20 protein-coding genes are annotated in these 23,303 nt (G+C 60.4%); 9 read left to right on the forward strand and 11 right to left on the reverse strand.

Translation table 11 applies throughout. From position 1 onward, the window contains the following. Positions 1-10 precede the first annotated feature (10 nt). The 4 genes from proB to rplU all read right to left on the reverse strand — a co-directional run bounded on the left by proB (position 11) and on the right by rplU (position 3,288). Positions 11-1,129, reverse strand: a complete 1,119-nt coding sequence (proB, locus tag R1A29_RS24705) for a glutamate 5-kinase (RefSeq protein ID WP_085712194.1) — start codon at positions 1,127-1,129, stop codon at positions 11-13. A gap of 137 nt (positions 1,130-1,266) precedes the next feature. Further along, positions 1,267-2,490: an Obg family GTPase CgtA gene (cgtA, locus tag R1A29_RS24710; protein ID WP_085712195.1), complete on the reverse strand. Its 1,224-nt coding sequence runs from the start codon at positions 2,488-2,490 to the stop codon at positions 1,267-1,269. 193 nt (positions 2,491-2,683) lie between these two features. Then, on the reverse strand, positions 2,684-2,941 hold the full coding sequence (gene rpmA, locus R1A29_RS24715; RefSeq protein ID WP_003228360.1) for a 50S ribosomal protein L27: 258 nt from the start codon (positions 2,939-2,941) through the stop codon (positions 2,684-2,686). 35 nt (positions 2,942-2,976) lie between these two features. Continuing rightward, positions 2,977-3,288: a 50S ribosomal protein L21 gene (gene rplU, locus R1A29_RS24720; RefSeq protein WP_003228361.1), complete on the reverse strand. Its 312-nt coding sequence runs from the start codon at positions 3,286-3,288 to the stop codon at positions 2,977-2,979. A gap of 241 nt (positions 3,289-3,529) precedes the next feature. Between rplU and R1A29_RS24725 the strand changes: the two genes are divergently transcribed. From R1A29_RS24725 to R1A29_RS24735, 3 genes are all read left to right on the forward strand, one after another. Beyond that, positions 3,530-4,498, forward strand: coding sequence for a polyprenyl synthetase family protein (locus R1A29_RS24725; protein WP_085712196.1), 969 nt, complete (start codon positions 3,530-3,532; stop codon positions 4,496-4,498). Positions 4,499-4,623: 125 nt separating this feature from the next. Then, complete coding sequence (locus R1A29_RS24730; RefSeq protein ID WP_007950963.1) at positions 4,624-4,965, forward strand: zinc ribbon domain-containing protein YjdM; 342 nt, start codon at positions 4,624-4,626, stop codon at positions 4,963-4,965. A 206-nt stretch (positions 4,966-5,171) separates the two neighbouring features. Beyond that, positions 5,172-5,429, forward strand: coding sequence for a PA4570 family protein (locus tag R1A29_RS24735; protein WP_085712197.1), 258 nt, complete (start codon positions 5,172-5,174; stop codon positions 5,427-5,429). 49 nt (positions 5,430-5,478) lie between these two features. Here R1A29_RS24735 and R1A29_RS24740 read toward each other — a convergent pair whose 3' ends face one another. From R1A29_RS24740 to R1A29_RS24750, 3 genes are all read right to left on the reverse strand, one after another. After that, complete coding sequence (locus R1A29_RS24740) at positions 5,479-6,096, reverse strand: FKBP-type peptidyl-prolyl cis-trans isomerase (RefSeq protein WP_085712198.1); 618 nt, start codon at positions 6,094-6,096, stop codon at positions 5,479-5,481. 126 nt (positions 6,097-6,222) lie between these two features. Next, positions 6,223-6,528, reverse strand: coding sequence for a DUF6482 family protein (locus R1A29_RS24745; RefSeq protein WP_114885633.1), 306 nt, complete (start codon positions 6,526-6,528; stop codon positions 6,223-6,225). Between the two features lie 135 nt (positions 6,529-6,663). Then, complete coding sequence (locus R1A29_RS24750) at positions 6,664-7,152, reverse strand: TIGR00645 family protein (RefSeq protein ID WP_065257512.1); 489 nt, start codon at positions 7,150-7,152, stop codon at positions 6,664-6,666. 161 nt (positions 7,153-7,313) lie between these two features. Between R1A29_RS24750 and R1A29_RS24755 the strand changes: the two genes are divergently transcribed. Further along, the gene (locus R1A29_RS24755) at positions 7,314-9,146 is read left to right on the forward strand and encodes a hypothetical protein (protein ID WP_438299831.1); all 1,833 of its coding nucleotides are present in this window, start codon (positions 7,314-7,316) and stop codon (positions 9,144-9,146) included. 6 nt (positions 9,147-9,152) lie between these two features. On the opposite strand, the gene R1A29_RS24760 is transcribed toward R1A29_RS24755, so the two are convergent. Both R1A29_RS24760 and R1A29_RS24765 read right to left on the reverse strand, forming a co-directional pair. Next, positions 9,153-9,482 (reverse strand): PA4575 family protein, encoded by a 330-nt coding sequence (locus tag R1A29_RS24760; RefSeq protein ID WP_085712201.1) that lies wholly within the window; start codon positions 9,480-9,482, stop codon positions 9,153-9,155. A gap of 242 nt (positions 9,483-9,724) precedes the next feature. Then, entirely contained in the window at positions 9,725-12,163 is a 2,439-nt protein-coding gene (locus R1A29_RS24765; protein ID WP_119430135.1) for a Lon protease family protein, read from the reverse strand. A 322-nt stretch (positions 12,164-12,485) separates the two neighbouring features. Here R1A29_RS24765 and R1A29_RS24770 point away from each other — a divergent pair, with 322 nt between their 5' ends. From R1A29_RS24770 to R1A29_RS24785, 4 genes are all read left to right on the forward strand, one after another. Next, on the forward strand, positions 12,486-12,974 hold the full coding sequence (locus R1A29_RS24770) for a DUF3015 domain-containing protein (protein WP_007950971.1): 489 nt from the start codon (positions 12,486-12,488) through the stop codon (positions 12,972-12,974). Between the two features lie 94 nt (positions 12,975-13,068). Further along, positions 13,069-14,922, forward strand: coding sequence for an Lnb N-terminal periplasmic domain-containing protein (locus tag R1A29_RS24775; RefSeq protein WP_438299832.1), 1,854 nt, complete (start codon positions 13,069-13,071; stop codon positions 14,920-14,922). A gap of 84 nt (positions 14,923-15,006) precedes the next feature. Continuing rightward, positions 15,007-15,363: a hypothetical protein gene (locus tag R1A29_RS24780; RefSeq protein ID WP_438299833.1), complete on the forward strand. Its 357-nt coding sequence runs from the start codon at positions 15,007-15,009 to the stop codon at positions 15,361-15,363. 70 nt (positions 15,364-15,433) lie between these two features. Further along, positions 15,434-15,928, forward strand: a complete 495-nt coding sequence (locus R1A29_RS24785) for a GreA/GreB family elongation factor (protein ID WP_438299834.1) — start codon at positions 15,434-15,436, stop codon at positions 15,926-15,928. Positions 15,929-15,938: 10 nt separating this feature from the next. Here the strand turns inward: R1A29_RS24785 and gdhA are convergent, their stop codons facing one another. Both gdhA and ettA read right to left on the reverse strand, forming a co-directional pair. Continuing rightward, on the reverse strand, positions 15,939-17,276 hold the full coding sequence (gene gdhA / locus R1A29_RS24790) for an NADP-specific glutamate dehydrogenase (RefSeq protein ID WP_134828165.1): 1,338 nt from the start codon (positions 17,274-17,276) through the stop codon (positions 15,939-15,941). A 193-nt stretch (positions 17,277-17,469) separates the two neighbouring features. Continuing rightward, positions 17,470-19,134: an energy-dependent translational throttle protein EttA gene (gene ettA / locus R1A29_RS24795; RefSeq protein WP_007950976.1), complete on the reverse strand. Its 1,665-nt coding sequence runs from the start codon at positions 19,132-19,134 to the stop codon at positions 17,470-17,472. Positions 19,135-19,428: 294 nt separating this feature from the next. Here ettA and morA point away from each other — a divergent pair, with 294 nt between their 5' ends. Further along, on the forward strand, positions 19,429-23,277 hold the full coding sequence (gene morA / locus R1A29_RS24800) for a cyclic di-GMP receptor MorA (protein WP_248743711.1): 3,849 nt from the start codon (positions 19,429-19,431) through the stop codon (positions 23,275-23,277). Positions 23,278-23,303: the final 26 nt, after the last annotated feature.

The raw sequence follows: 23,303 nt of genomic DNA on the forward strand, positions 1-23,303 counted from the left end.
GCGCTTTTCCTCAGACCAGAATCAGGTTGTCACGGTGAACCAGTTCCGGCTCAGCCATGTAACCCAGCAAACCGACAATCGCATCCGACGACTGACCGATGATTTTTTGTGCTTCCAGCGCGCTGTAGTTGGCCAGGCCACGGGCAATCTCACGCCCGTCCGGCGCCACGCAAACCACCATTTCACCGCGACGGAAGCTACCCTGAACCAGTTTGACGCCGACCGGCAGCAGACTCTTGTGACCTTCCGACAACGCAGAAACCGCGCCATCATCCAGCACCAGCGTGCCACGGGTCTGCAGATGCCCGGCCAGCCACTGCTTGCGCGCCGCCAGCATGCCGCGCTCAGGCGACAGCAGCGTACCGATGCGTTCGCCCGCCTTCAGACGATCGAGCACCCGCTCCAGACGCCCACCGACAATAATGGTGTGCGCCCCGGAACGCGCCGCCAGACGCGCCGCGCGCAGCTTGGTCTGCATGCCGCCACGACCCAGCGCACCACCGGTACCGCCCGCCACCGCATCCAGGGTCGGGTCATCGGCACGCGCTTCGTAAATCAGCTGCGCGTCGGGGTTGTTGCGCGGATCAGCGTCGAACATGCCGTCGCGATCCGTCAGGATCACCAACAGATCAGCCTCGACCAGGTTGGCCACCAGCGCAGCGAGCGTGTCGTTGTCGCCGAAACGGATCTCGTCGGTAACCACAGTGTCGTTTTCGTTGATCACCGGAATGACTTTCAGCTCAACCAGCGCACGCAAGGTGCTGCGGGCGTTCAGGTAGCGCTTGCGGTCGGACAGGTCGTCGTGAGTCAGGAGAATCTGCGCCGTGTGCCGACCGTGCTCGGCAAAGCTCGACTCCCAGGCCTGCACCAAGCCCATCTGACCGATTGCCGCGGCAGCCTGGAGCTCGTGCATCGCACTGGGTCGTGCGGTCCAGCCCAAACGGCTCATGCCGGCCGCCACTGCCCCGGAGGACACCAGCACCAACTCGACGCCAGCCTCATGCAAAGCCACCATCTGCTCGACCCAGACGCCCATCGCCTTGCGATCAAGACCCTTGCCATCCGCTGTCAGCAAAGCGCTGCCGATCTTCACGACCCAACGCTGCGCACCTGTCACCTTGCTCCGCATCATCTTCAACCTTAGCTTGAGGACAGCGCGACCCAGCGCTGCCCGTGACGTTATTCGTGATTACTCGTGACCAACAATCGATTTCCAGATACCAAAACGCCGCTCGATTGAGCGGCGCTTAAGTTTACTTCAACGAATCAGTCACGCACGTAAATGATTTCCGGACCGTCTTCGTCATCCACATCTTCTTCGTCCCAGTCATCGTCGCCGATGTCGTGGACCGACTTCACGCCGCTGCGACGCAGGGCACGCTTGTCGTCCAGCGCCTGCAACTGGGCACGGGCTTCGTCTTCGATGCGCTGATCGAGATCGGCCAGCTCTTCCTTGTAGGCCGGGTCATTGGCCAGGCGATCGGCACGATCTTCGAGGTAACGCATGATGTCGCGGGTCAGGCGCTCGGTGCCTTCTTTGGCAATGGCCGAGATCACGTAGACCGGACCTTCCCACTGCAGACGCTCAACGATTTCCTTGACGCGCTCTTCGTGCTCTTCCTCAAGGATCTGGTCGCACTTGTTCAGCACCAGCCAGCGATCACGCTCCGCCAGGGACGGGCTGAACTTGATCAGCTCGTTGACGATCACTTCAGCAGCATCCGGCGCACTGCTTTCGTCCAGCGGCGCCATGTCCACGAGGTGCAGCAGCAGGCGGGTACGCGCCAGGTGCTTGAGGAAACGGATACCGAGACCCGCGCCGTCGGAAGCACCTTCGATCAGACCCGGAATGTCGGCGATGACGAAGCTTTTCCAGCGGTCGACGCTGACCACACCCAGGTTTGGCACCAGAGTAGTGAACGGGTAATCGGCGACTTTCGGCTTGGCGGCCGAAACGGAACGGATAAAGGTACTTTTACCGGCGTTCGGCAGACCCAGCAGACCGACGTCAGCCAGGACCTTCATTTCCAGCTTCAGGTCGCGCTGCTCGCCCGGCTTGCCCGGCGTCGTCTGACGCGGCGCGCGGTTGGTACTGGACTTGAAACGGGTGTTGCCCAGACCGTGCCAGCCGCCCTGCACCACCATCAGCTTCTGACCGGACTTGGTCAGGTCGCCGATGACTTCCTGGGTAGCAGAGTCAATGATCGTGGTGCCGACCGGCACGCGCAAAACCAGATCTTCACCCTTCTTGCCGGTGCAGTCGGTGCTGCCACCGTTGGAGCCACGCTCGGCATCGAAGTGCCGGGTGTAGCGGTAGTCCACCAGGGTGTTCAGATTTTCGTCGGCCATCATGAAGATGGAACCGCCGTCGCCGCCGTCACCACCGTTCGGGCCGCCGTTTTCAATGAATTTTTCCCGACGGAAACTCATGCAGCCATTGCCGCCGTCGCCAGCCTTTACGCGGATCGATACTTCATCAACAAACTTCATAACCAACGCCTCTCGCCGTACGGACGAGCCGAAAAACAATCAAGACATAAGACTCTTGCAAAAATGAGCGCAGCGACCCCAATCCACGACCTGCATCGCACGCCGGCAGCCCATACAAACAGCTTTGCAAGAGACTCACCCCACAAACGAAAAAGCCCCGTCGCAAGACAGGGCTTCTCCAGCACTCTCGCAGTTAGGCTGCGACAACGCTCACGTAACGACGACCGAAGGCGCCTTTTACTTCAAACTTGATCACGCCTTCGATTTTCGCGAAGAGGGTGTGATCTTTACCCATGCCAACGCCGTAGCCAGCGTGGAATTGGGTGCCGCGCTGACGCACGATGATGTTGCCGGCCTTGATGACCTGGCCGCCATACATCTTCACGCCAAGGCGTTTGGCTTCTGAGTCGCGACCGTTACGGGTACTACCACCAGCTTTTTTGTGTGCCATGAGTTCAATTCTCCTAGTGAGGAATTAGGCTGTAATTAAGCCTGAATACCGGTGATTTTGATCTCGGTGAACCACTGGCGGTGGCCCATACGCTTCATGTGGTGCTTACGGCGACGGAACTTGATGATGCGGACTTTATCGTGACGACCTTGGGAGATCACTTCAGCCTTGACGGTTGCGCCAGCAACAACAGGTGCGCCGATGTTCACGTCGTCGCCATTGGCGACCAACAGAACGCGGTCAAAAGTCACGGATTCGCCAGTAGCGACTTCCAGTTTTTCGATCTTCAGGTATTCACCTTCAGCGACCTTGTATTGCTTACCGCCGGTAACGATTACTGCGTACATGGTATTTCTCCGATAATCCTGCTCACCCAGCTCTTTATAAGAAGAGGTATTGGCTGGCATGGCTGCATGGGGCTGGAACGGCCCAAGTGCAATTGCGTAAGGCAGGTGCTGCCCAGGAAGTTCAGGGTGCGCGATTGTACGCAAGCTACAAGACTCATGCAAGGGGCCGTCCATCGCGCCTTGACAGGCCCGGACGTGGGTCCTAGCATGCCGCGCAACCCTTCTGGAGCACCTGTCGCTGATGCAACCCCAAGCTTTCTACCGCGCGGTGGCGGACGATTTTAGCGCCGTCGACGGCATCATCAAGAAGCAGCTGACTTCCCGAGTGCCGCTGGTATCGAAAATCGGCGATTACATCACGTCGGCCGGCGGTAAACGCCTGCGTCCTTTATTAGTGCTGCTGTGCGGCAAGGCCCTCGGTCGCGAAGGCGACGACTTGCGTCTGCTGGCCGCCACCATCGAATTCCTGCACACCGCCACCCTGCTGCATGACGACGTGGTCGACATGTCCGGCATGCGCCGTGGCCGCTCGACCGCCAACGCCATGTGGGGCAACGCCCCGAGCGTGCTGGTCGGCGATTTCCTGTATTCGCGCTCGTTCGAGATGATGGTCGAACTGGGTTCGATGCCGGTGATGAAGATCCTGTCCCAGGCCACGCGCATCATCGCCGAAGGCGAAGTGTTGCAGCTGTCCAAGGTCCGTGACGCCAGCACCACCGAAGAAACCTATATGGAAGTCATTCGCGGCAAGACCGCGATGCTTTTCGAAGCCTCGACCCACAGCGCCGCAGCGCTGGCCGGTGCGACCGCCGAGCAGAGCGAAGCCCTGCGTACCTTCGGCGATCACCTGGGCGTGGCATTCCAGTTGGTCGACGACCTGCTCGATTACAAGGGCGACGCCGAAACCCTGGGCAAGAACGTCGGTGATGATCTGGCCGAAGGCAAGCCGACCCTGCCGCTGATCTATACCATGCGCGAAGGCACGCCAGAGCAGGCCGCACTGGTACGCCAGGCGATCCAGAAAGGCGGGATCGAAGACCTGGAAAGCATCCGCATTGCCGTGGAAGCGTCCGGTTCGCTGGAGTACACCGCACAACTGGCTCGCGATTATGTGGCCCGTGCGATCAAGTGCCTCGAAGCGCTGCCGGCCAGCGAATACCGCGATGCACTGGTTGAACTGAGCGAGTTCGCGGTCGCCCGCACGCACTGATCAACGCCGCATCATCAAAAAGCCGCAGCCTCCGATGGAGCCTGCGGTTTTTTGTTGCCTGCCATCAGGGATTAAAACCCTATACAATGTGCGACTTTTAGCGATCCTCAAACCAAGGAGCCTTAGTGAGCACGTTGCCACCCTGCCCGAAATGCAATTCCGAATACACCTACGAAGACGGCACCCAACTGGTGTGCCCGGAGTGCGCCCACGAGTGGTCTGCCGGCGGCGAAGCCGAAGTGGCGTCCGATGATGCCGTGAAGAAAGATTCGGTCGGCAACGTCCTGCAGGACGGCGACACCATCACCGTGATCAAGGACCTGAAGGTCAAGGGCACCTCGCTGGTGGTCAAGGTCGGCACCAAGGTGAAGAACATCCGCCTGTGTGACGGCGACCACGACATCGACTGCAAGATCGACGGCATCGGCCCGATGAAACTCAAATCCGAGTTCGTCAGAAAAGTCTGAGTCTGCTGTCTTCCATCCCGCGCCCGCCGTGGGATGGAGCTCCACCCTCCCCCGCTATCCCCAGCAAAACCACGCAATAGCCAAACGCCAGCCGTTTTGACCTTACGCAATCTTTACCCATAAAAAATCACGAACCGCCAATAGGCGCTTGCTATTTAACGAATAAGAATTATTCTCATTGAAACCTTTCAATGGAGATGAGAACCATGACTTATTTGATCGACGCCTGGCTGGATCGCCCGCACCCATACCTCAGGATCCTGCATCGGGAAACCGGTGAAGTCTGCGCGGTACTGGAAGAAGAAGCCCTGCATGAATTACAGGATCAAGGGGATCTGGACGTCAGCGGCCTGAGTTCCAGCGAACCGATGGTGCTCAAGGAGCTGGTGCGCAATCTGTTCCTGTTCTGCTATGCCCGGGCATTGCGCCCGACCAGTGAGCTGCATCACAAGATCGAAGTATGAGGACGGCGGAGAAACCCTGCACAAGCCACGCTTGTGCAGGGTAACGGGATTACAGAACGTCGAGCAGCTCGACGTCGAACACCAGAACACTGTGCGGCGGGATGCTGCCAACGCCTTGAGCGCCGTAAGCCAGTTCGCTCGGCACGTACAGACGCCATTTGCTGCCGGCATTCATCAGTTGCAGGGCTTCGGTCCAGCCGGCGATCACGCCGCCAACCGGGAATTCTGCAGGCTGGCCACGCTCGTAGGAGCTGTCGAACACAGTGCCGTCAATCAGTGTGCCGTGGTAGTGAGTACGCACGTTGTCTTCACGGGATGGCTTGGCGCCTTCGCCCTGAGTCAGCACTTCGAATTGCAGACCGGAAGCCAGGGTGGTGATGCCGTCTTTCTTGGCGTTTTCAGCCAGGAACGCACGACCTTCGCCAGCGGCGGCTTCAGCCTTGGCAGCGGCTTCGGCCTGCATGATCTCGCGGATCACTTTGAAGCTGGCGGACAGCTCTTCCTGACCCACGCGGCTTGGCTTGCCGGCGAATGCGTCGGTCAGACCGGCCAGGATGGCGTCCAGGCTGACACCCGGTGGCGGGTTGTCGCGCAGCTGGTCACCCAGCTGACGGCCGATACCGTAGCTGACGCGGGTTTCGTCGGTGGACAGATTTACTTCGGACATGACACTGCTCCGCTGTGCGGACGGCCTCAGGACATGCCGTGCGTGCACAGCGCGTCCCGGCGCGCCCGGAACCAAAAGGGCGAGCAGACTAGCACAGATGTTCCGCCATTGATCAGGCCCTCGGGCCTACAGTGCCGAGCGCCAGGCCAGCGGGACTTTCAGGCTTTCTTCCGCACTGGCACCAAGTCCGCACATTTCGTCGTGCACCGAGGTGTGGACCAGGTTGAACGGCAGCACCGGAAAGTTGTGCAGGACATCCCGGGCATGCTCCACCGAGCGCAGCATCAGCATCTTGCCCTGGGGATCGCTCAACGGGTACGCCGCGCCATGCATCCGCGCCTCGAGCAAGTAGATTCCACCCTCCATGGAGATCAGGTTCAGCTCATCGACCTTCCTGGCGATGGCAAACGCATTCAACTCTTGCAGGTTCATGAGCGCACCTCACGCTGTGGCGAGCCGGGACGCCTACAGGGATATGCCTCGGCGCACCAAAGCACAAGCCACAAACGACACCGCCCGTCTGTTTCGCAACAGACGGGCGGTTTTGTTACAGCTTTCGACAACTCATCAGTGCTTGGTGAGCTTGTCCAGGTAACCCATGGCAAACGCCGAGACCACGAAGGTCATGTGGATGATCACGTACCACATCAGATGCTGGGGATCGACGTTCTTGGCGTCCATGAAGATCCGCAGCAGGTGGATCGAGGAAATCGCCACGATCGACGCCGCCACTTTCATCTTCAGCGACGAGGAGTCCATGGTGCCCAGCCAGCTGAGCTTCTCTTTGCCTTCGTCGATGTTCAGCTCGGACACGAAGTTCTCGTAGCCGGAAATCATCACCATCACCAGCAAGCCGCCGACCAGCGCCATGTCGATCAGCGACAGCAGCACCAGAATCAGCTCGGACTCGGCCATGGAGAACACGTTGGGAATGACATGAAACACTTCCTGGAAGAATTTCAATGCCAGCGCCAGCAGCCCGAGGGACAGCCCGATGTAGATCGGCGCCAGCAGCCAGCGCGTGGCGTACATTGCATTTTCGATAAAGCGTTCCATTGACTCTCACACAAGGGGGTTGTAATCGGCGGCGAGTATATCAGCCCCCCATGACAGCCAGAAACCGCCCGAAAATCCGCCACCTGCGTGTGTGTGTCAAAGTTTTTCTGCTAGTGTCCAAACCATTGACAGCCCAGCGACAGTGGACAGGACGACTGGAAATGGATGTGCGATTGCCGTTAATGACTGCCGGAATTTGCCTCGCCTTATCGGTCGGAGGCTGCTCACCCGGTGAAGAAAAAAAACACCCGCTCAGCCTCGAACAGAAGACCGCGCAGTTCGAACAGTCGCTGGACGCCATCACCGATCCCAAGCTCAAGGATGCCGTGACCGAACTCGGCGGCTCGCTACTGCTGCTGGAGCGCGCGCAGCAACGTCTCGACAACAAACCGCCCAGGACCGAATACGGCGAAGACGCCCTCGGCGTCCTCAAGCATTACCCGACGCCTCAAGCGCTGGTCGACACCTTCATCAACGGCCTGTTCGTGCTGCACAAGGACGCCAGCTCCGATTACCTCACCGACCTGCAGCCGGTATTCCCTTTCAATCTCAACATTCCGGGCGGGTTCCTCTTCCCCCATGGCGTGGAATGGCAATCGGTGACCCTGAGCAACAAACGAGTCATCGCCTACCAGCCGGAATGGTCGGAAACCGATCCGGGCATCCAGTTGAGCCCGTCCAGTTCCAACGTCACCAATCCCGACGACCTGACCGTGACCTACCCGTTCATCGAAGGTCTGGACGTCGACAAGAAAACCCGGCCGCGTCCCGTGAGCCTGCAAGGTCAGGTGGAAGTCATCGCCCCGAAACGCCTGCACAGTTTCGATCTGGGCAAAAAAGACGTCGGCCAGACCCTAACCGACGCCAACCTCAGCGTGAAACTGCTGAAGCTGGAAAAGAACTACGCCGAAGTCGAATTCAGCAACAGCCTGCCGCTTGCCCCGGAAGTCGCCAGCACGCAGCTCAATCCGCTGATCGTCCAGGCCCGCGATACAACCGGGCAATATCTGGTGCGCGCCGGCGCCATCAACGAAAGCCCCGAGCAGGTCGGTTTTTACCAGAAACAACTGGCGCACCTGCAACAGCAAAAGGCCTGGAGCGAGGATCTCGAGAAACAGCTGAACGACGACCAGCGCAACTTCGAACAGCAGCATACGCGCCGCTATAACAAGGTCTACTTCAACGGCCCGATCGACACCCTTGAAGTCAGCGTGCTGGACTTCTCCGAGGCGACAGTCACCCGCAAGCCACTGGACCTGCCGATCCGCGAATTCGACTCGCACACCACGGCGAAAACCGTGCAGCCGCTGGATCTGGCGATCACCGTCTACGACGACCAGGCCCCCAACTGGCTCAAGGGTGCGTCATTGACCGAAGATGAACTGAAAAAGAGCATCCATATCCGTCAATCGGTCGAAGAACCCAGCGCCGCGCGCATCGAGTTCGATCACCGCAAGACCTTCAATGACGAACTGCTGGGCGACGACCTGGCGCCCGGCGAAAGCCCGGTGACGTTTTTCACCGAAAAACACAACGGCAAACTCGACGAGCCGATCGAACTGCCAGCCGAGGCCTATCAGGTGGATCCGCTGCAAGCGACCATCACGTATGACTTGAACCTGTTCCCGGAAACCCCGGCAGTGGCCGTCGGTTCGATGCCCCTGTTCCTCGCCACGGTGGCGAAACAGTCCTACGAAGCCAAGGCATTGCCCAAAGGCCTGGAAATCAGGAACAACGAACTGGTGGTGGACCTGAAACTGTTTCCGGCCAACGAATGGCGGTTCTTCGTCAAGGACGACAGCGGCAATTACCTGAAGCAGATCCTTTCGGTCAGCCACGACACGAGCGCAGAAGGCCCGGCGCTGTTCGGCGTGCATTATTTCTACGGCCGCCCGACGCAAGTGGAAACCTATCAGCGAACCGACCTCGCCACCGTGCAGTACGGCTTTGAGGTCAAGCTTGAGAAGGCGCAGACCCAGGGCGCTGCACCTTGATCGTCGCTAATGATCGAAAACGCCGAGATTGCGTCCGCGCCCGCCGTTGATCTGCCGCAACTGGGCTTGCAGGTGCAAGGACCAGATCTGCGGATCATTGGCCAGTTCGTAGCCGTGCATCGTCAGGCTTTCGACGATGGTATCGAGGATCGATTCGGCGGCGACCGGCCCGTGGAACGGGCCCTGGGCCTTGATGGCGGAAGGTTGTTCACCGGCCATGCCGGCGGCGAAGAGTAAAGTCCACATGCCGGTATCGCCGGCCAACGGCTTGATGGCGCATTCGATTCGGGTCACGAGACCCAGGCACTGACGGGTGAGGCAGAGGTTGCGCGACATGGCGGCGACCCTCGGTAAAGCCGGTGTTCAGCCCTTGCTGAAGGACTGTTTCGATCCCGTGATACTGTCGATGTCCTTGAGCTGAGAATAGAAGAAAAGTCCGCCGCGCCAACCGCGCAGAACCAGAAGGCGCCGAATGGTCATTGTGTGAATATTGACGCCAGAGTGATGGCACATTTGCCGACGTTCGCGACAAAACAAAATGGGAGCACAGGCTCCCATTTTTCTGACTGCAGCCTAGCTTACGCCGGTTTGGCCTCGGCCAGTGCCTCCTGCGCCAGTTCCTTCTCGGCTTCTTTCAAGTCTTCTTCGCTGATCATCTCGGCAATCACTCGCAGACGTTCCACCACGCGCGCGTTGACGCTGCCTTCCGGGAACTCGCCCTCCTCGTTCGGCTCACCGGCAGGCTCGCCCACCAGCAGGCTCAGCGCTTCATCCGCCTGACGCACCGCGTAAACGTGGAACTGCCCGGCGCGCACCGCCGCCAGCACTTTCTCGTCGAGCATCAGCGTGGCGACGTTGGCGTGCGGAATGATCGCGCCCTGCTCACCGGTCAGCCCGCGCGCTTCACAGAGACGGAAGAAGCCTTCGATCTTCTCGTTGACCCCGCCCACCGCCTGCACTTCGCCGAACTGGTTGATCGAACCGGTGATCGCGAAGCACTGCTTGAGCGGGGTTTTCGACAAGGCCGAAATCAGCGTGCACGCCTCGCCCAGCGACGCACTGTCACCATCGACATAACCGTAGGATTGCTCCAGGGCGATGCTCGCGGAAATCGCCAGCGGGAATTCCTGAGCGTAACGGCTGCCCAGATACCCGGTGAGAATCATCACCCCCTTGGAGTGAATCGGCTGGCCAAGGTTGACCTCGCGTTCGATGTCGACGATGCCGCTGCCGCCCGGATACACCGTGGCGGAAATCCGCGCCGGCACACCGAACGCCGAGTCGCCGACTTCCAGCACTGTCAGGCCGTTGCACTTGCCGACCGCCGCGCCGTCGGTGTCGATCAGGATGATCCCCGCCAGCATGTCGTCGAGAATCCGCGCCGACACCCGGCCGGTACGGGTAGCCTTGGCTTTCAGGGCGCGCTCGATGTGGCCGGCGTCGGTCATTTCATCGTTGGCCAGGTGACGGATGAAATCCGCTTCGCTGACCAGTTGGAACAGATCACCGATCCGCGCCGACAAACGCCCCTGGTGTTCGGCCAGACGTGCGCTGTAAGTCGCCAGACGCGCCACCGCGTCGGCGGTCAACGGCGCCATGCCTTCTTCCGACGTGCGGGTTTTCAGCAATTGGGCGAACTGCTCCAGGCTTTCGTCGACCATTGGGATGTCTTCGTCGAAATCCACCAGGACACGGAACATCTCCTGGAAGTCCGGATCGAGGTCCTGCAGCGTGTAATACAGCTGACGCGCACCGATGATGATGACTTTGACATTCAACGGAATGAACTGCGGGTTGAGCGTCACGGTCGCGAAACGGCCCATCTCGCCCAGTGGCGATTCCATTTTCAGCTTGCGCGATTGCAGGGCGCGTTTGAGCGCATCCCACACAAAGGGCTCACCGAGCATTTTTTCCGCTTCAAGGATCAGGAAACCACCGTTGGCGCGGTGCAACGCACCGGGACGCAACTGACGATACGTGGTGTAGAGCGCACCCTGATCGGTGGTGTATTCAATGCGGCCGAACAGGTTTTCGTAAGTCGGATGCGGCTCGAACACCACCGGCGCACCGCCGCTGGCCGGATGGCCGACCACCAGGCTCGGCGCGTATTGCTCTTCCAGCAGCTTGCGTGCAACGGCGTCGGTCTTGCTGTCGTCGACCAGTTGCTCGACCACGGTTTTCAGCAGATAGACCTGAACCGCTTGCAGGTAACCGCAGACCGCGGCATTTTCCGCGTACTTCTCCGACAGCGGTGCGAGCAAAGGCTGCAACGCCAGAGTAATGGTTTCTTCGTTGAGCTGACGCAGCTGGTTGCTCGATTCGCGCTTCCATTGCGGCAGGCTGGCGAGTTCTTCGTTCAGGCGTTCCTCGAGGCCGGAAATGTCCTCGTGGAAACGTTCGCGCTCGGACTCCGGCAACTGGGCGAATTCGGCTTCGTCCAGCGCCTTGCCTTCAAGCATCGGGGTAAACGCGATGTTGCTGCTGTCGCGGTACAGGGCGACGTCTTTTTCCAGGGCCAGACGCTCGATGACGTCCAGTGCCTTGTCATAGCGCTGGTTGAAGGCGCGGTCGATGGCGCTCTTCTTCTGCTGGTAGGACGGGTGTTCGAACACCGCAGGAAAAGTCGACAGCAGGTTGTCGATCAAGCCGTTGATGTCACCGATGAACGCCGCAGCGCTGCCCGATGGCAGCTCCAGGGCGCGTGGCTCGCGCGGCTCGTCGAAATTGTTGACGTAGACCCAGTCCGCCGGGGTCTGCAGGCGTTTGCCTTCGGCCTTCAGGTAGCGTTTGACGAACGAGAAACGGCCGGTGCCGGGCTCGCCCATGACGAATACGTTGTAACCGGGGCGTGGCATGGCCACACCGAACTGCAAGGCTTCGACCGCACGTTCCTGGCCAAGCACACCGCGAAAGGGCTCCAGATCATTGGTGGTAGTGAAGCTGAACTGTTCAGCGGAAAACGGACGGGTCAGCGCTTCGGGCGCTAGACGCAAGCTGGCAGCAACAGGATCAGGCATCGGGCTTCCTTAACAATCAGGCGGGGCAGATAGCGGCATTCTGGCGCTGCCCGTGCCCCACTGGCAAGGCGCGCCACACGACAAAGCATAGACAACCGGCCAACCCCAAGGCCGGCCCCGCAAAACCGGGCTGGATCACGAATATGCTGCAAAAAATCACGGAACCACGGGAACCTGCCTAAACTCCAAACTGCGCGGCTGGAACTAATACCGGCCCACTGGCGCCAGAAGGTCTGTACGAAAACTCGCCAAGTGGCGTTTTGATGTAGAGAGCGGGGCCAGAACCCTGTCCATTGGTACGCACATAAAAGAGAACAAAGCTATGAAACGGATTCTTCTCGGTACTCTCTTCACCGCTGTATCCATCAACGCCATGGCTCAGGCGCCAGGCGGTCCGGATTGCGGCTGGGGCAACATGCTGTTCGAAGGTCAGCGTGGCACCCCGGCTCACTTCCTGGCATCCACCACCAACGGCACCTCGGGCAACGCCACGTTCGGCATGACGTCGGGCACCAACGGTTGCTCCACCAACGCCTCGCTGACCTACGGTGGCAAATCCTGGTTTGCCATGAATGGCATGATGAACGAGCTGTCCGAAGACATGGCAAAAGGCAACGGCGAAGCGCTGACGACCTATGCCGTGGTACTGGGCGTGGCGCCGGAAGACCGTGCGCACTTCGCCGCCGTCACTCACGAGCACTTCCAGCAGATCTTCAGCAAGGCTGACGTGACCGCCGAAGACGTGCATACCAACACCCTGGCCGTGCTGAAAGCAGACCCTCGTCTGGCCAAGTACGCGACTCAGGCTTAAGCTCGACCCCACCCGCTTCTTTCGGGAAGCGGGTTTTGTTTTTTCGGCCCGCCCTCCCTGGGTCTTTTGTTTCTTTCGACTTAAGTTGCCACCTATGCTCAAACGCCTTGCCTGGCTGGCGCTGTGTGTCTGCGCCCCGCTGTCCGCCGCGCCCCACATCGACCCTCAACGTTTGCAGCAACTGGCCAACGACCGCTTCTGGATTTCCCTCGGCCATTACGAAACCGCCAAGCTCGGCGGCTGGCGCAGCTACGTCAGCGACAAAAAGTTCTTCCTCGCCGCCGACGGCAACGAACACCCCGACCATGAACTGGCCGCCACCGTCCAGGCTCTGTACGCCCCGGCCAGTCTTGGTGAGCAACACGCCCAGTGCGTCTACCCGGCCCGCACGCGCTGGCTGAAAGATCAGCTCAACCTGACCGACCTGCCGGCGCCGGACTGCGCCGAATTCAAGAAATGGTTCAAGGATGTCTCGCCCCACAGCGCGGTAATGATTTTCCCGGCGGCCTACCTCAACAGCCCGTCGTCGATGTTCGGCCACACCTTGCTGCGCATCGATCAGGCCGATGTGCAGAGCGACAAGACTTCGCTGCTCAGCTACGCGATCAATTTCGGCGCCTATATCGAAGGCTCGGACAACAGCATCCTGTATGCCTGGAAAGGTCTGATGGGCGGTTATCCGGGACTGTTCGCGCTGGTGCCGTATCAGGAAAAACTCTCGGAGTACCGCAGCCTGGAAAACCGCGACCTGTGGGAGTACCGGCTCAACCTGACACAAGCCGAAACCGCACGGATGGTCGAACATGTGTGGGAGCTCAAGCAGATTCAGTTCGACTACTTCTTCTTCGATGAAAACTGCTCCTATCGCCTGCTCGAACTGTTGCAGGTCGCCCGTCCGAGCCTGCGCCTGACCGAACAATTCCCGCTGACCGCGATCCCCACCGACACCGTCAAAGCGGTGAAAGAAGCCGGACTGGTCGAGCACATCGAATACCGCCCGTCCCGCGAGCGTGAATTGCTCAGCCGCGCCGAGCCCCTGACCGGCGAAGAACAGGACTGGGTGCTGAAAGTCAGCGCCGACCAGCAACAGTTGCAGGATCCGGCTTTCATGGCCCTGCCCCGTGACCGGCAAGCCCTCATCGTCGACGCTGCCTATCGACTGGAACGCTACCGCGCCAACGGCCAGGAGCGCGATCCGCAACGGGCCCAGCGCAGTTTCGAATTGCTGCGGGCGATCAACAAGAACCCGGCACCGGAGCTGCAAATCCCGCAACCGGGCCTGCCCGAGGACGGCCACGAATCACGCACCTGGCAGGCCGGTATCGGCACTCGTGGCGACCGCGCGTTTGGCGAGTACGGTCTGCGCATGGCCTATCACGACCTCAACGACAACGCCGAGAGTTTCCCCCTCGGCGCGCAGATCGAAATCCTGCAGATGAAACTGCGCCAGTACGAAGGCAATCACTGGCAGTTCCAGCAACTGGATCTGGCGACCATCCGCTCGCTGACGCCGCGCAATGCGCTGCTGCAGCCGTTGTCGTGGCAAGTCACCGGAGGTCTGGAGCGGGTGCCGGGCAAGCATGACGACGAGACGCTGGTCAGCCATGTCAACGGTGGCGGCGGTGGAACCTGGGCCCTGGGTGACGATGTACTGGGATTTGCCCTCGGCACGGTGCGCGTTGAACACAATAATGATTTCGCCGGATTCGTTTCCCCCGCAGGCGGGTTCAATACCGGCGTGTTGTGGAAAAACCCGTTGGGCAATCTCAGTGTCGAGGCCAAGGGCGATTACTTCTTCAACGGCGAAGTGCGCCGCAGCCTGAGCCTGAATCAACAATGGGAATTGTCCCGCAACCTGGGCTTGCGCCTGAGTGCCCAGCGTGAATTCAGCCATCTGGCAACGCCGGAGACCGAAGTGATGCTTGAGGTGAAGTGGTATCACTACTGAGGTTTTGATCTTCCTTTCACACCCCGTCGACGAATCCGCTTCTAGACTTTCCCTGTAAGCCGGAGAACGGCGCGGGAGAGTCAGATGTGGCGGTGTGCGGGATTTGTGGGTGTGTTGCTGTTGCTGGGTGGCTGTCAAAGCACCCACGAAGATCTGATCGCCAAGGGTTATCCACCGGCGTTCGCCGACGGTTTCGATGACGGTTGCATCAGCGGTCGTCAGGCAGCCGGTTCGATCAGCGGCGAGTTTCGCAAGAACGTGCCGCGCTATCTCAAGGATCCGCAATACGCCGAGGGCTGGAGCGACGGTTTCCGCCAGTGCCAGGCGATGCTGGAAAACAAGGATCGCGAGGAGTATCGCAACGAACACTGGGACGAGCGCGAGCGGGCCTGGCAGCAACAGAGGGATCAGGGCGCCGCGCGGGCTTATCGTTCGCAGTAGGTCGTTTCCAGACATCCAGCGAAACCTTTAGCCTGCGACCATGGCCCAACGGTTGTCACAGGAGGTCACCATGAGCCGTGCTTTCGTCAACGAAGACAACGCCGCTGCGCAAGCCGATCAGCCGGTCGAACGGCAGGTCAGCAAGCAGCCCAATTATGTCACGCCACAGGGGCTTGCCCAGTTGCAGGCGAAAGTCGCCGAGCTGCAGACGCTGCACGCAGAACAAACGGCCATGGGCGAACAGGCCGACAAACAGCGGCTGGCCGATCTCGAGCGGGATTTGCGTTATTTCAATCAACGGGTCGGCAGCGCTCAGGTCGCCCCCGCACCGACTTCCAACGAAAAAGTGCAGATCGGCAGTTGGGTGACCTACGCCGACGAACACAACACCGAGCGCCGGGTACAACTGGTCGGCGAAGACCAGGCCGATGCCGCCAACGGCCTGATCAACTGGGCCTCACCGCTGGGCCGCGCGCTGCTTGGCGCGCGACTCAACGACGAAGTGCTGTGGCAGCGTCCGGCCGGCAATCAACTGATCGAAGTGATCCGCATCGATCGTTCTTGAAGCACAGTGCTTAAACCACGCCCTGCGCCAGCATCGCGTCGGCGACCTTGACGAAGCCGGCGATGTTCGCGCCTTTGACGTAGTTGATCCGGCCGTTTTCCTCACCGTAATGCACACAGGCGTGGTGGATCGACTGCATGATCCCGTGCAGCTTGCTGTCCACCTCGCCCGCCGTCCACAGCAGGCGCATGGCGTTCTGCGACATCTCCAGACCGCTGACCGCCACGCCGCCGGCATTCGATGCCTTGCCCGGCGCGAACAGAATGCCCGCCTCGATAAAGATATCCACAGCCTCAAGGGTGGTCGGCATGTTCGCGCCCTCGGCCACACAGATGCAGCCGTTGCGCAGCAGGGTGCGGGCAGCTTCAGCGTCGAGTTCGTTCTGGGTGGCGCACGGCAGTGCGATATCGCACGGCAAAGACCATGGCAACTGACCGGCGCGGAATTCCAGACCGAATGCGGCCGCCAACTCGCTGATCCGCCCACGCTTGACGTTTTTCAGCTCCAGCAGCGCCAGCCACTGCTCTTCGCTCAGGCCGGCCTCGCAATACAGCGTGCCTTCGGAATCGGACAGGGAAATCACCTTGCCGCCCAGGTCCATCACTTTGCGGGCCGCGTATTGCGCGACGTTACCGGAGCCGGAGATCGCCACACGCTTGCCTTCGACGGTCTGCTCGCGACGCTTGAGCATTTCCTCGGCGAAATACACGCAACCGAAACCCGTGGCTTCCGGGCGGATCAGGCTGCCGCCGTAGGTCATGCCCTTGCCGGTCAGTACACTGGTGAACTGGTTGCTCAGGCGTTTGTACTGGCCGAACAGGAAACCGATCTCCCGTGCGCCGACACCGATATCGCCCGCCGGTACGTCCACGTCGGCGCCGATGTGGCGGTACAGCTCACTCATGAACGCCTGGCAGAAACGCATGACTTCGGCGTCGCTCTTGCCCTTCGGATCGAAGTCCGAACCACCCTTGCCGCCGCCCATGGGCAACGAAGTCAGGGAGTTCTTGAAGGTCTGTTCGAAGGCGAGGAATTTCAGCACGCCCATATTCACCGAGGGATGGAAGCGCAAACCGCCCTTGTACGGGCCGATGGCGCTGTTCATCTGGATGCGGAAGCCGCGATTGACCTGAACCTTGCCCTGATCGTCGACCCACGACACCCGGAACACCACCGCCCGCTCCGGCTCGCAGATGCGCTCCAGAATGCCCGAGGTCAGATAGTGCGGATTGGCTTCGAGAAACGGCCACAGGCTGCGCAGGACTTCTTCGACGGCCTGGTGGAATTCGGGTTGATCCGGATCGCGTTTTTTCAGACGGGCGAGGAAGGATTCGACGGATTCGATCATGGGAAAAGTCTCGGCAAATTTGTTGTCGTTGGAAGAGATTGAGCCGGACTGTAACAAACGATCTGTACACAGCAACAGACAAAAATGTCGCATTTATGAAAACAAATAGTACACACGCTATAAATCACGACGGATTGCAGGCAAAAAAAAGCGGAGCCCGAAGGCTCCGCTCTTTCATGCAACCAACCTGAAATCAGGCCAGTTTCTTGTGGCGTACCCGGTGTGGCTGGGCCGCTGCTTCGCCGAGGCGCTTTTTGCGATCGGCTTCGTACTCGGTGTAGTTGCCTTCGAAGAACACAGCCTGCGAGTCGTCTTCGTACGCCAGGATGTGCGTCGCGACGCGGTCAAGGAACCACCGGTCGTGAGAGATCACAATGGCGGCGCCCGGGAAGTCCAGCAGGGCTTCTTCCAGGGAACGCAGGGTTTCAACGTCGAGGTCGTTGGACGGTTCGTCGAGCAGCAGGACGTTGCCGCCCTCCTTCAGGGTCAGCGCCAGGTGCAGACGACCGCGCTCACCACCGGACAGGTCCTTGACGAACTTCTGCTGATCGCCGCCCTTGAAGTTGAAGCGACCGACGTAGGTACGCGACGGGATCTCGTAGTTGCCGATGCGGATCTGGTCGGAGCCGTCGGAGATCTGCTGGAACACAGTCTTGCTGCCGTCCAGGTCTTCACGGCTCTGGTCCACACAGGCCAGTTGCACGGTTTCGCCGATCTCGATGCTGCCGGAGTCCGGAGTTTCCTTGCCCATCAGCATGCGGAACAGGGTCGATTTACCGGCACCGTTACCGCCGATCACGCCGACGATGGCGCCTTTCGGCATGGAGAACGACAGGTTGTCGATCAACACGCGATCGCCGTAGCCCTTGGTGACGTTCTTGAATTCGATGACCTTGTCACCCAGGCGCGGACCGGCCGGGATGTAGATCTCGTTGGTTTCCGAACGCTTCTGGAATTCCTGCGACTGCATTTCTTCGAAGCGCTGCAGACGTGCCTTGGATTTCGACTGGCGGGCCTTGGCGCCTTTGCGCACCCACTCCAGTTCTTCCTTCATGGCTTTTTCGTGAGCCGATTGCTGCTTGGATTCCTGGGCCAGACGATCGGACTTGGCTTCCAGCCAACCCGAGTAGTTGCCCTCGTAAGGAATGCCCGCGCCGCGGTCGAGTTCCAGAATCCAGCCGGCAACGTTATCCAGGAAGTAACGGTCGTGCGTGATCGCTACCACAGTGCCCGGGAAGTCGTGCAGGAAGTGTTCGAGCCACGCAACGGAGTCGGCGTCCAGGTGGTTGGTCGGTTCGTCGAGCAGCAGCATGTCCGGGGCGGACAGCAGCAGACGGCACAGGGCCACACGACGTTTTTCACCACCGGACAGGTGTTCCACTTTCGCGTCCCAGGCCGGCAGACGCAGCGCATCGGCGGCGACTTCCAGTTGACGCTCCAGGTTGTGACCGTCGCTGGCCTGCAGGATCGCTTCGAGCTTGGCCTGTTCGGCGGCCAGCTTGTCGAAGTCGGCGTCCGGGTCGGCGTAGGCGGCGTAGACCTCGTCCAGACGCGCTTGCGCGTCCTTGATCACGCTGACCGCTTCCTCGACCACTTCACGCACGGTCTTGGTCGGATCAAGTTGCGGCTCTTGCGGCAGATAACCGATGTTCAGTTCCGGCATCGGGCGTGCTTCGCCTTCGAATTCGGTGTCGACGCCGGCCATGATTTTCAGCAGCGTGGACTTACCCGAACCGTTGAGGCCGAGTACGCCGATCTTGGCGCCCGGGAAGAAGGACAGAGAAATGTTTTTCAGGATTTCCCGCTTCGGCGGAACAACTTTGCCCAGCCGATGCATGGTGAAGACGTATTGAGCCATGGAGAACCTTGGGTCAGTGACAGATGAATGATTGGAGCGCAGGCGATGCCCGGCCAGACCGATGCGCGTCGTTCACTTGACCACTTGATGGCCATCAATGCGTGCGCGCTGAAAAAGTCTGAGTCTAGGAGCTGGAACGCTCCCGCGTAACCGGCAAAGCTACCTTAATGACAGAAGGCAGTCCAGCCGAGCGGGGCTGGCACTTCGCCACAACTCAAGGCATGCTAGCCGCCCTTTGGGCGTCCGGCTTATAGTGCACGTCGCGCCAGTCCAGCCAAACCGCAGGATTACAGCTTGTCCAATGTCACTCCGCCAGCCTCTGTGAGCAGCACCCAACCGGCGCCCGGCTCGTCCCTGCGCGGAACATTGAAAGGCGCGCTGGCGACGCTGGTGCTGATGCTGCTGGCATTGCTGTTCTGGCAACTGCTCGATCAACTGCGCGAAACCCAGAAAAACCAGCGTCAGTACACCATCGATTACACCGCCGATCTCGCCTCGCAAGTCAGCCTCAACATGTCGCTGAACGCGCAGATCGCGCTCAATCTGCTACCGATCGTCGAACAGCCTCAGTCTGCCGACGAACAGCAGGCGCTGTTGCGCAAGCTGCAGAAATCCCTGCCTGACCTGCAGAGCATGGCCTTGCTCAGCCCGTCGGGGAAAATCCTCAGCGATAGCGCCACCGACAGCAAGGACGCCGACTACCTCAGCGATCTGGTGCGCCGCAGCCACGCCCAGGCACATTATTTCAGCAACGCCGATGACGGCTCGGTGGTGCATCTGTTGCTGCATCAGGCCAGCGGCAGCACGCGCGGCTACTGGGCGCTGCGCCTGACCCCGACCTTCTTTGCCTCGCTGACCAAACAGGGCGAGACCGGCATCCGCCCGCTGTGGCTGGTGGAAAACCGCATCAATCACCAGATCATCAGTCGTGACGAAGGCCTGCCTTCTACCAAGGCCAGCACACTGACACCCGAAGATCTGGCCAACAGCGTGCTGACGGTGCCGCTGAGCAGCAGCGACTGGCAACTGCGCGGGCTTTTCGACCGGCAACATGTGCTCGAAGAGCTGCTGCCGGCGTTTATCGGCAAATGCCTGCTGGGCCTGGCGCTGTCCCTGCTGCCGTTCATTGCCTTGCTCAACATGCGCCGCCGTCAGCGCCAGGTGCATGAAGGACGCCGCCGTTATCAGGACATTTTCGAAGGCACCGGTGTGGCTCTGTGCGTGCTGGATCTTTCGGGACTGAAACAGGTTTTCGAAAAGGCCCAGATCCAGACCAGCGACCAGCTCAAGGCCTGGCTCGACCAGCCGCAGCAACGCCAGCAATTGCTGCAGGAACTGCGAGTCACCGAGGTCAATCAGGTGGCGCTGCAACTGCTCAACGTCAATTCCTGCGACCACGCCTGGCAGCTGCTGATCGACGGTCACCCGCACAGTCAGTGCGCCATCGGCAATCAGGTGCTCGACGCCGTGCTCCAGCAACAAAAGCAGCTGGAACTGGAAATCAAACTGCCGGACATCAACGGCCGCGACCAGCACCTGTGGCTGGTGCTGCGTTTGCCTCACGAACAGCACGACTACAAAGCCGTGATCCTGAGCATCAACGACATCACCAGCCGCAAGCTGATCGAACTGTCGCTGCTGGAGCGCGAAGGCTTCTGGTCGGACGTGGTGCGCACCGTGCCAGATCACCTGTACGTGCAGGATGTGATCAGCCAGCGGATGATTTTCAGCAACCACCACCTGGGCCAGACCCTCGGTTACAACCGCAGCGAGCTGCATCAGATGGGCGAGTATTTCTGGGAAATCCTCCTGCACCCGGAAGACGCCGACTATTACCACCGCTCGCGGCAGATGCAGCGTCACGCCGGTTACAGCCAGTTACTGCAATGCCAGTTGCGATTCCGTCATCGCGACGGCAAGTGGCGGCGTTTCGATATCCGCGAACAGGCGCTGGCCCGGGACAAACACGATCAGGTCACGCGGATCATCGGCGTGGCCAAGGACATCACCGAGCAGATCGAGGCCAGCGAATCCCTGCGCGACAGCGAGCAGCGCTACCGGATGCTCGCCGAAAGCATCAGCGACGTGATCTTCTCCACCGACAGCAAGCTGTCGCTCAATTACGTCAGCCCGTCGGTGCAAGCGGTGCTGGGCTACGATGCCGAGTGGATTTTCCAGAACGGCTGGCAATCGACCATCGCCAACCCGCAGCAACTGAACGGCATCTACCACCTGATGGACCGGGTCAGCAAAGCCCTGGACAAGCCCGAGCAACTGGCAATCCTGCGCAGTCAGGTGCAGACCCAGATGTTCCTGTTCGACTGCCTGCGCGCCGATGGCCGCAAGATCCCGATCGAACTGCGCCTGGTGCTGGTGTGGGACGAACATGGCGCCTTCGAAGGCGTGCTCGGGGTCGGTCGCGACATCAGCCAGCAGCGCCGCGCCGAAAAAGACCTGCGCATGGCGGCCACGGTATTCGAGCATTCGACGTCAGCGATCCTGATCACCGACCCGGCCGGTTACATCGTTCAGGCCAACGAGGCGTTCAGCCGCGTCAGCGGTTACGCGGTGAGCGAAGTGCTCGACCAGTTGCCAAACATGCTCACCGTCGACGAACAACAGGATGCACACCTGCGTTACGTGCTCAAGCAACTGCATCAGCACAGCACCTGGGAAGGCGAAGTCTGGCTCAAGCGCCGTAACGGCGAGCATTACCCCGCGTGGGTCGGCATTACGGCGGTGCTCGATGACGAAGGCGATCTGGCCAGCTATGTGTGCTTCTTCAGCGACATCAGCGAGCGCAAGGCCAGCGAACAGCGCATTCACCGCCTCGCCTACTACGACGCCCTGACCCATCTGCCGAACCGCACGCTGTTCCAGGATCGCCTGCATACCGCGCTGCAATCGGCGGACCGGCAGAAGTCGTGGGTGGTGCTGATGTTCCTCGACCTCGACCGGTTCAAACCGATCAACGACTCCCTCGGTCACGCCGCCGGCGACCGCATGCTCAAGGATATGGCCACCCGGCTGCTGGCCTGCGTCGACGATGACGACACCGTGGCGCGGATGGGCGGCGACGAATTCACATTGCTGCTGCAGCACCGCTCCAGCCGAGAGATGGCGCTGAACCGTGCGATCCATGTGGCCGAGCAGATTCTTGGCAGCCTGGTGCGGCCGTTCGTGCTGGAGGGTCGCGAATTCTTCGTCACCGCCAGTATCGGCATCGCCCTGAGCCCGCAGGACGGCAACGAACTCAGTCAGCTGATGAAGAACGCCGACACCGCGATGTACCACGCCAAGGAGCGCGGCAAGAACAACTTCCAGTTCTATCAGGCCGACATGAACGCCAGTGCGCTGGAACGCCTGGAACTGGAAAGCGACCTGCGTCATGCCCTCGAACAGAACGAATTCGTGCTGTATTACCAGCCGCAGTTCAGCGGCGACGGCAAACGCCTGACCGGCGCCGAAGCCCTGCTGCGCTGGCGTCATCCGCGTCGCGGGCTGGTGCCGCCGGGGGACTTCATTCCGGTGCTCGAAGAACTCGGGCTGGTGGTGGACGTCGGCGACTGGGTGATCAGCGAAGCCTGTCGTCAACTCAAGACCTGGCATCAGAGCCGCGTGCGCGTGCCGAAGGTCTCGGTGAACATTTCCGCCCGGCAGTTCTCCGACGGCCAGCTCGGCACGCGGATCGCCACCATCCTCAAGGAAACCGGCCTGCCGCCGGCGTGCCTGGAGCTGGAACTGACCGAAAGTATCCTGATGCGTGAAGTCAGCGAGGCGATGCAGATCCTTGCCGGCCTGAAGAACCTCGGCCTGAGCATCGCGGTCGACGACTTCGGCACCGGTTACTCGTCGCTGAACTATCTCAAGCAATTCCCGATCGACGTGCTGAAGATCGACCGCACCTTCGTCGACGGCCTGCCGTCCGGCGAGCAGGACGCGCAGATTGCCCGGGCGATCATCGCCATGGCCCACAGCCTCAACCTGGCGGTAATCGCCGAGGGTGTGGAAACCCATGAACAGCTGGACTTCCTGCGCGAGCACGGTTGCGACGAGGTTCAGGGTTATCTGTTCGGGCGACCGATGCCGGCCACCCGCTTCGAAGCGCAGTTCAGTAATGACGCGCTGTTCATGTTCGATTGACCTGGAGCAGCTACAGGCTTCACGTA

Origin of the sequence: Pseudomonas sp. NMS19W (assembly GCF_051554255.1) — a bacterium.
Taxonomy (GTDB): domain Bacteria; phylum Pseudomonadota; class Gammaproteobacteria; order Pseudomonadales; family Pseudomonadaceae; genus Aquipseudomonas; species Aquipseudomonas kribbensis.

Excerpts from the sequence above, each read along its gene's own strand:
- R1A29_RS24775 (WP_438299832.1), top strand. The coding sequence starts at position 13,069 with ATGCTCAAACGCCTTGCCTGGCTGGCGCTGTGTGTCTGCGCCCCGCTG.
- R1A29_RS24765 (WP_119430135.1), bottom strand. The coding sequence starts at position 12,163 with ATGCCTGATCCTGTTGCTGCCAGCTTGCGTCTAGCGCCCGAAGCGCTG.
- R1A29_RS24740 (WP_085712198.1), bottom strand. The coding sequence starts at position 6,096 with ATGTCCGAAGTAAATCTGTCCACCGACGAAACCCGCGTCAGCTACGGT.
- R1A29_RS24755 (WP_438299831.1), top strand. The coding sequence starts at position 7,314 with ATGGATGTGCGATTGCCGTTAATGACTGCCGGAATTTGCCTCGCCTTA.
- R1A29_RS24760 (WP_085712201.1), bottom strand. The coding sequence starts at position 9,482 with ATGTCGCGCAACCTCTGCCTCACCCGTCAGTGCCTGGGTCTCGTGACC.
- gdhA (WP_134828165.1), bottom strand. The coding sequence starts at position 17,276 with ATGATCGAATCCGTCGAATCCTTCCTCGCCCGTCTGAAAAAACGCGAT.
- proB (WP_085712194.1), bottom strand. The coding sequence starts at position 1,129 with ATGCGGAGCAAGGTGACAGGTGCGCAGCGTTGGGTCGTGAAGATCGGC.
- R1A29_RS24725 (WP_085712196.1), top strand. The coding sequence starts at position 3,530 with ATGCAACCCCAAGCTTTCTACCGCGCGGTGGCGGACGATTTTAGCGCC.
- ettA (WP_007950976.1), bottom strand. The coding sequence starts at position 19,134 with ATGGCTCAATACGTCTTCACCATGCATCGGCTGGGCAAAGTTGTTCCG.
- R1A29_RS24735 (WP_085712197.1), top strand. The coding sequence starts at position 5,172 with ATGACTTATTTGATCGACGCCTGGCTGGATCGCCCGCACCCATACCTC.
- R1A29_RS24750 (WP_065257512.1), bottom strand. The coding sequence starts at position 7,152 with ATGGAACGCTTTATCGAAAATGCAATGTACGCCACGCGCTGGCTGCTG.
- rplU (WP_003228361.1), bottom strand. The coding sequence starts at position 3,288 with ATGTACGCAGTAATCGTTACCGGCGGTAAGCAATACAAGGTCGCTGAA.
- R1A29_RS24780 (WP_438299833.1), top strand. The coding sequence starts at position 15,007 with ATGTGGCGGTGTGCGGGATTTGTGGGTGTGTTGCTGTTGCTGGGTGGC.
- cgtA (WP_085712195.1), bottom strand. The coding sequence starts at position 2,490 with ATGAAGTTTGTTGATGAAGTATCGATCCGCGTAAAGGCTGGCGACGGC.
- R1A29_RS24745 (WP_114885633.1), bottom strand. The coding sequence starts at position 6,528 with ATGAACCTGCAAGAGTTGAATGCGTTTGCCATCGCCAGGAAGGTCGAT.
- R1A29_RS24770 (WP_007950971.1), top strand. The coding sequence starts at position 12,486 with ATGAAACGGATTCTTCTCGGTACTCTCTTCACCGCTGTATCCATCAAC.
- R1A29_RS24785 (WP_438299834.1), top strand. The coding sequence starts at position 15,434 with ATGAGCCGTGCTTTCGTCAACGAAGACAACGCCGCTGCGCAAGCCGAT.
- rpmA (WP_003228360.1), bottom strand. The coding sequence starts at position 2,941 with ATGGCACACAAAAAAGCTGGTGGTAGTACCCGTAACGGTCGCGACTCA.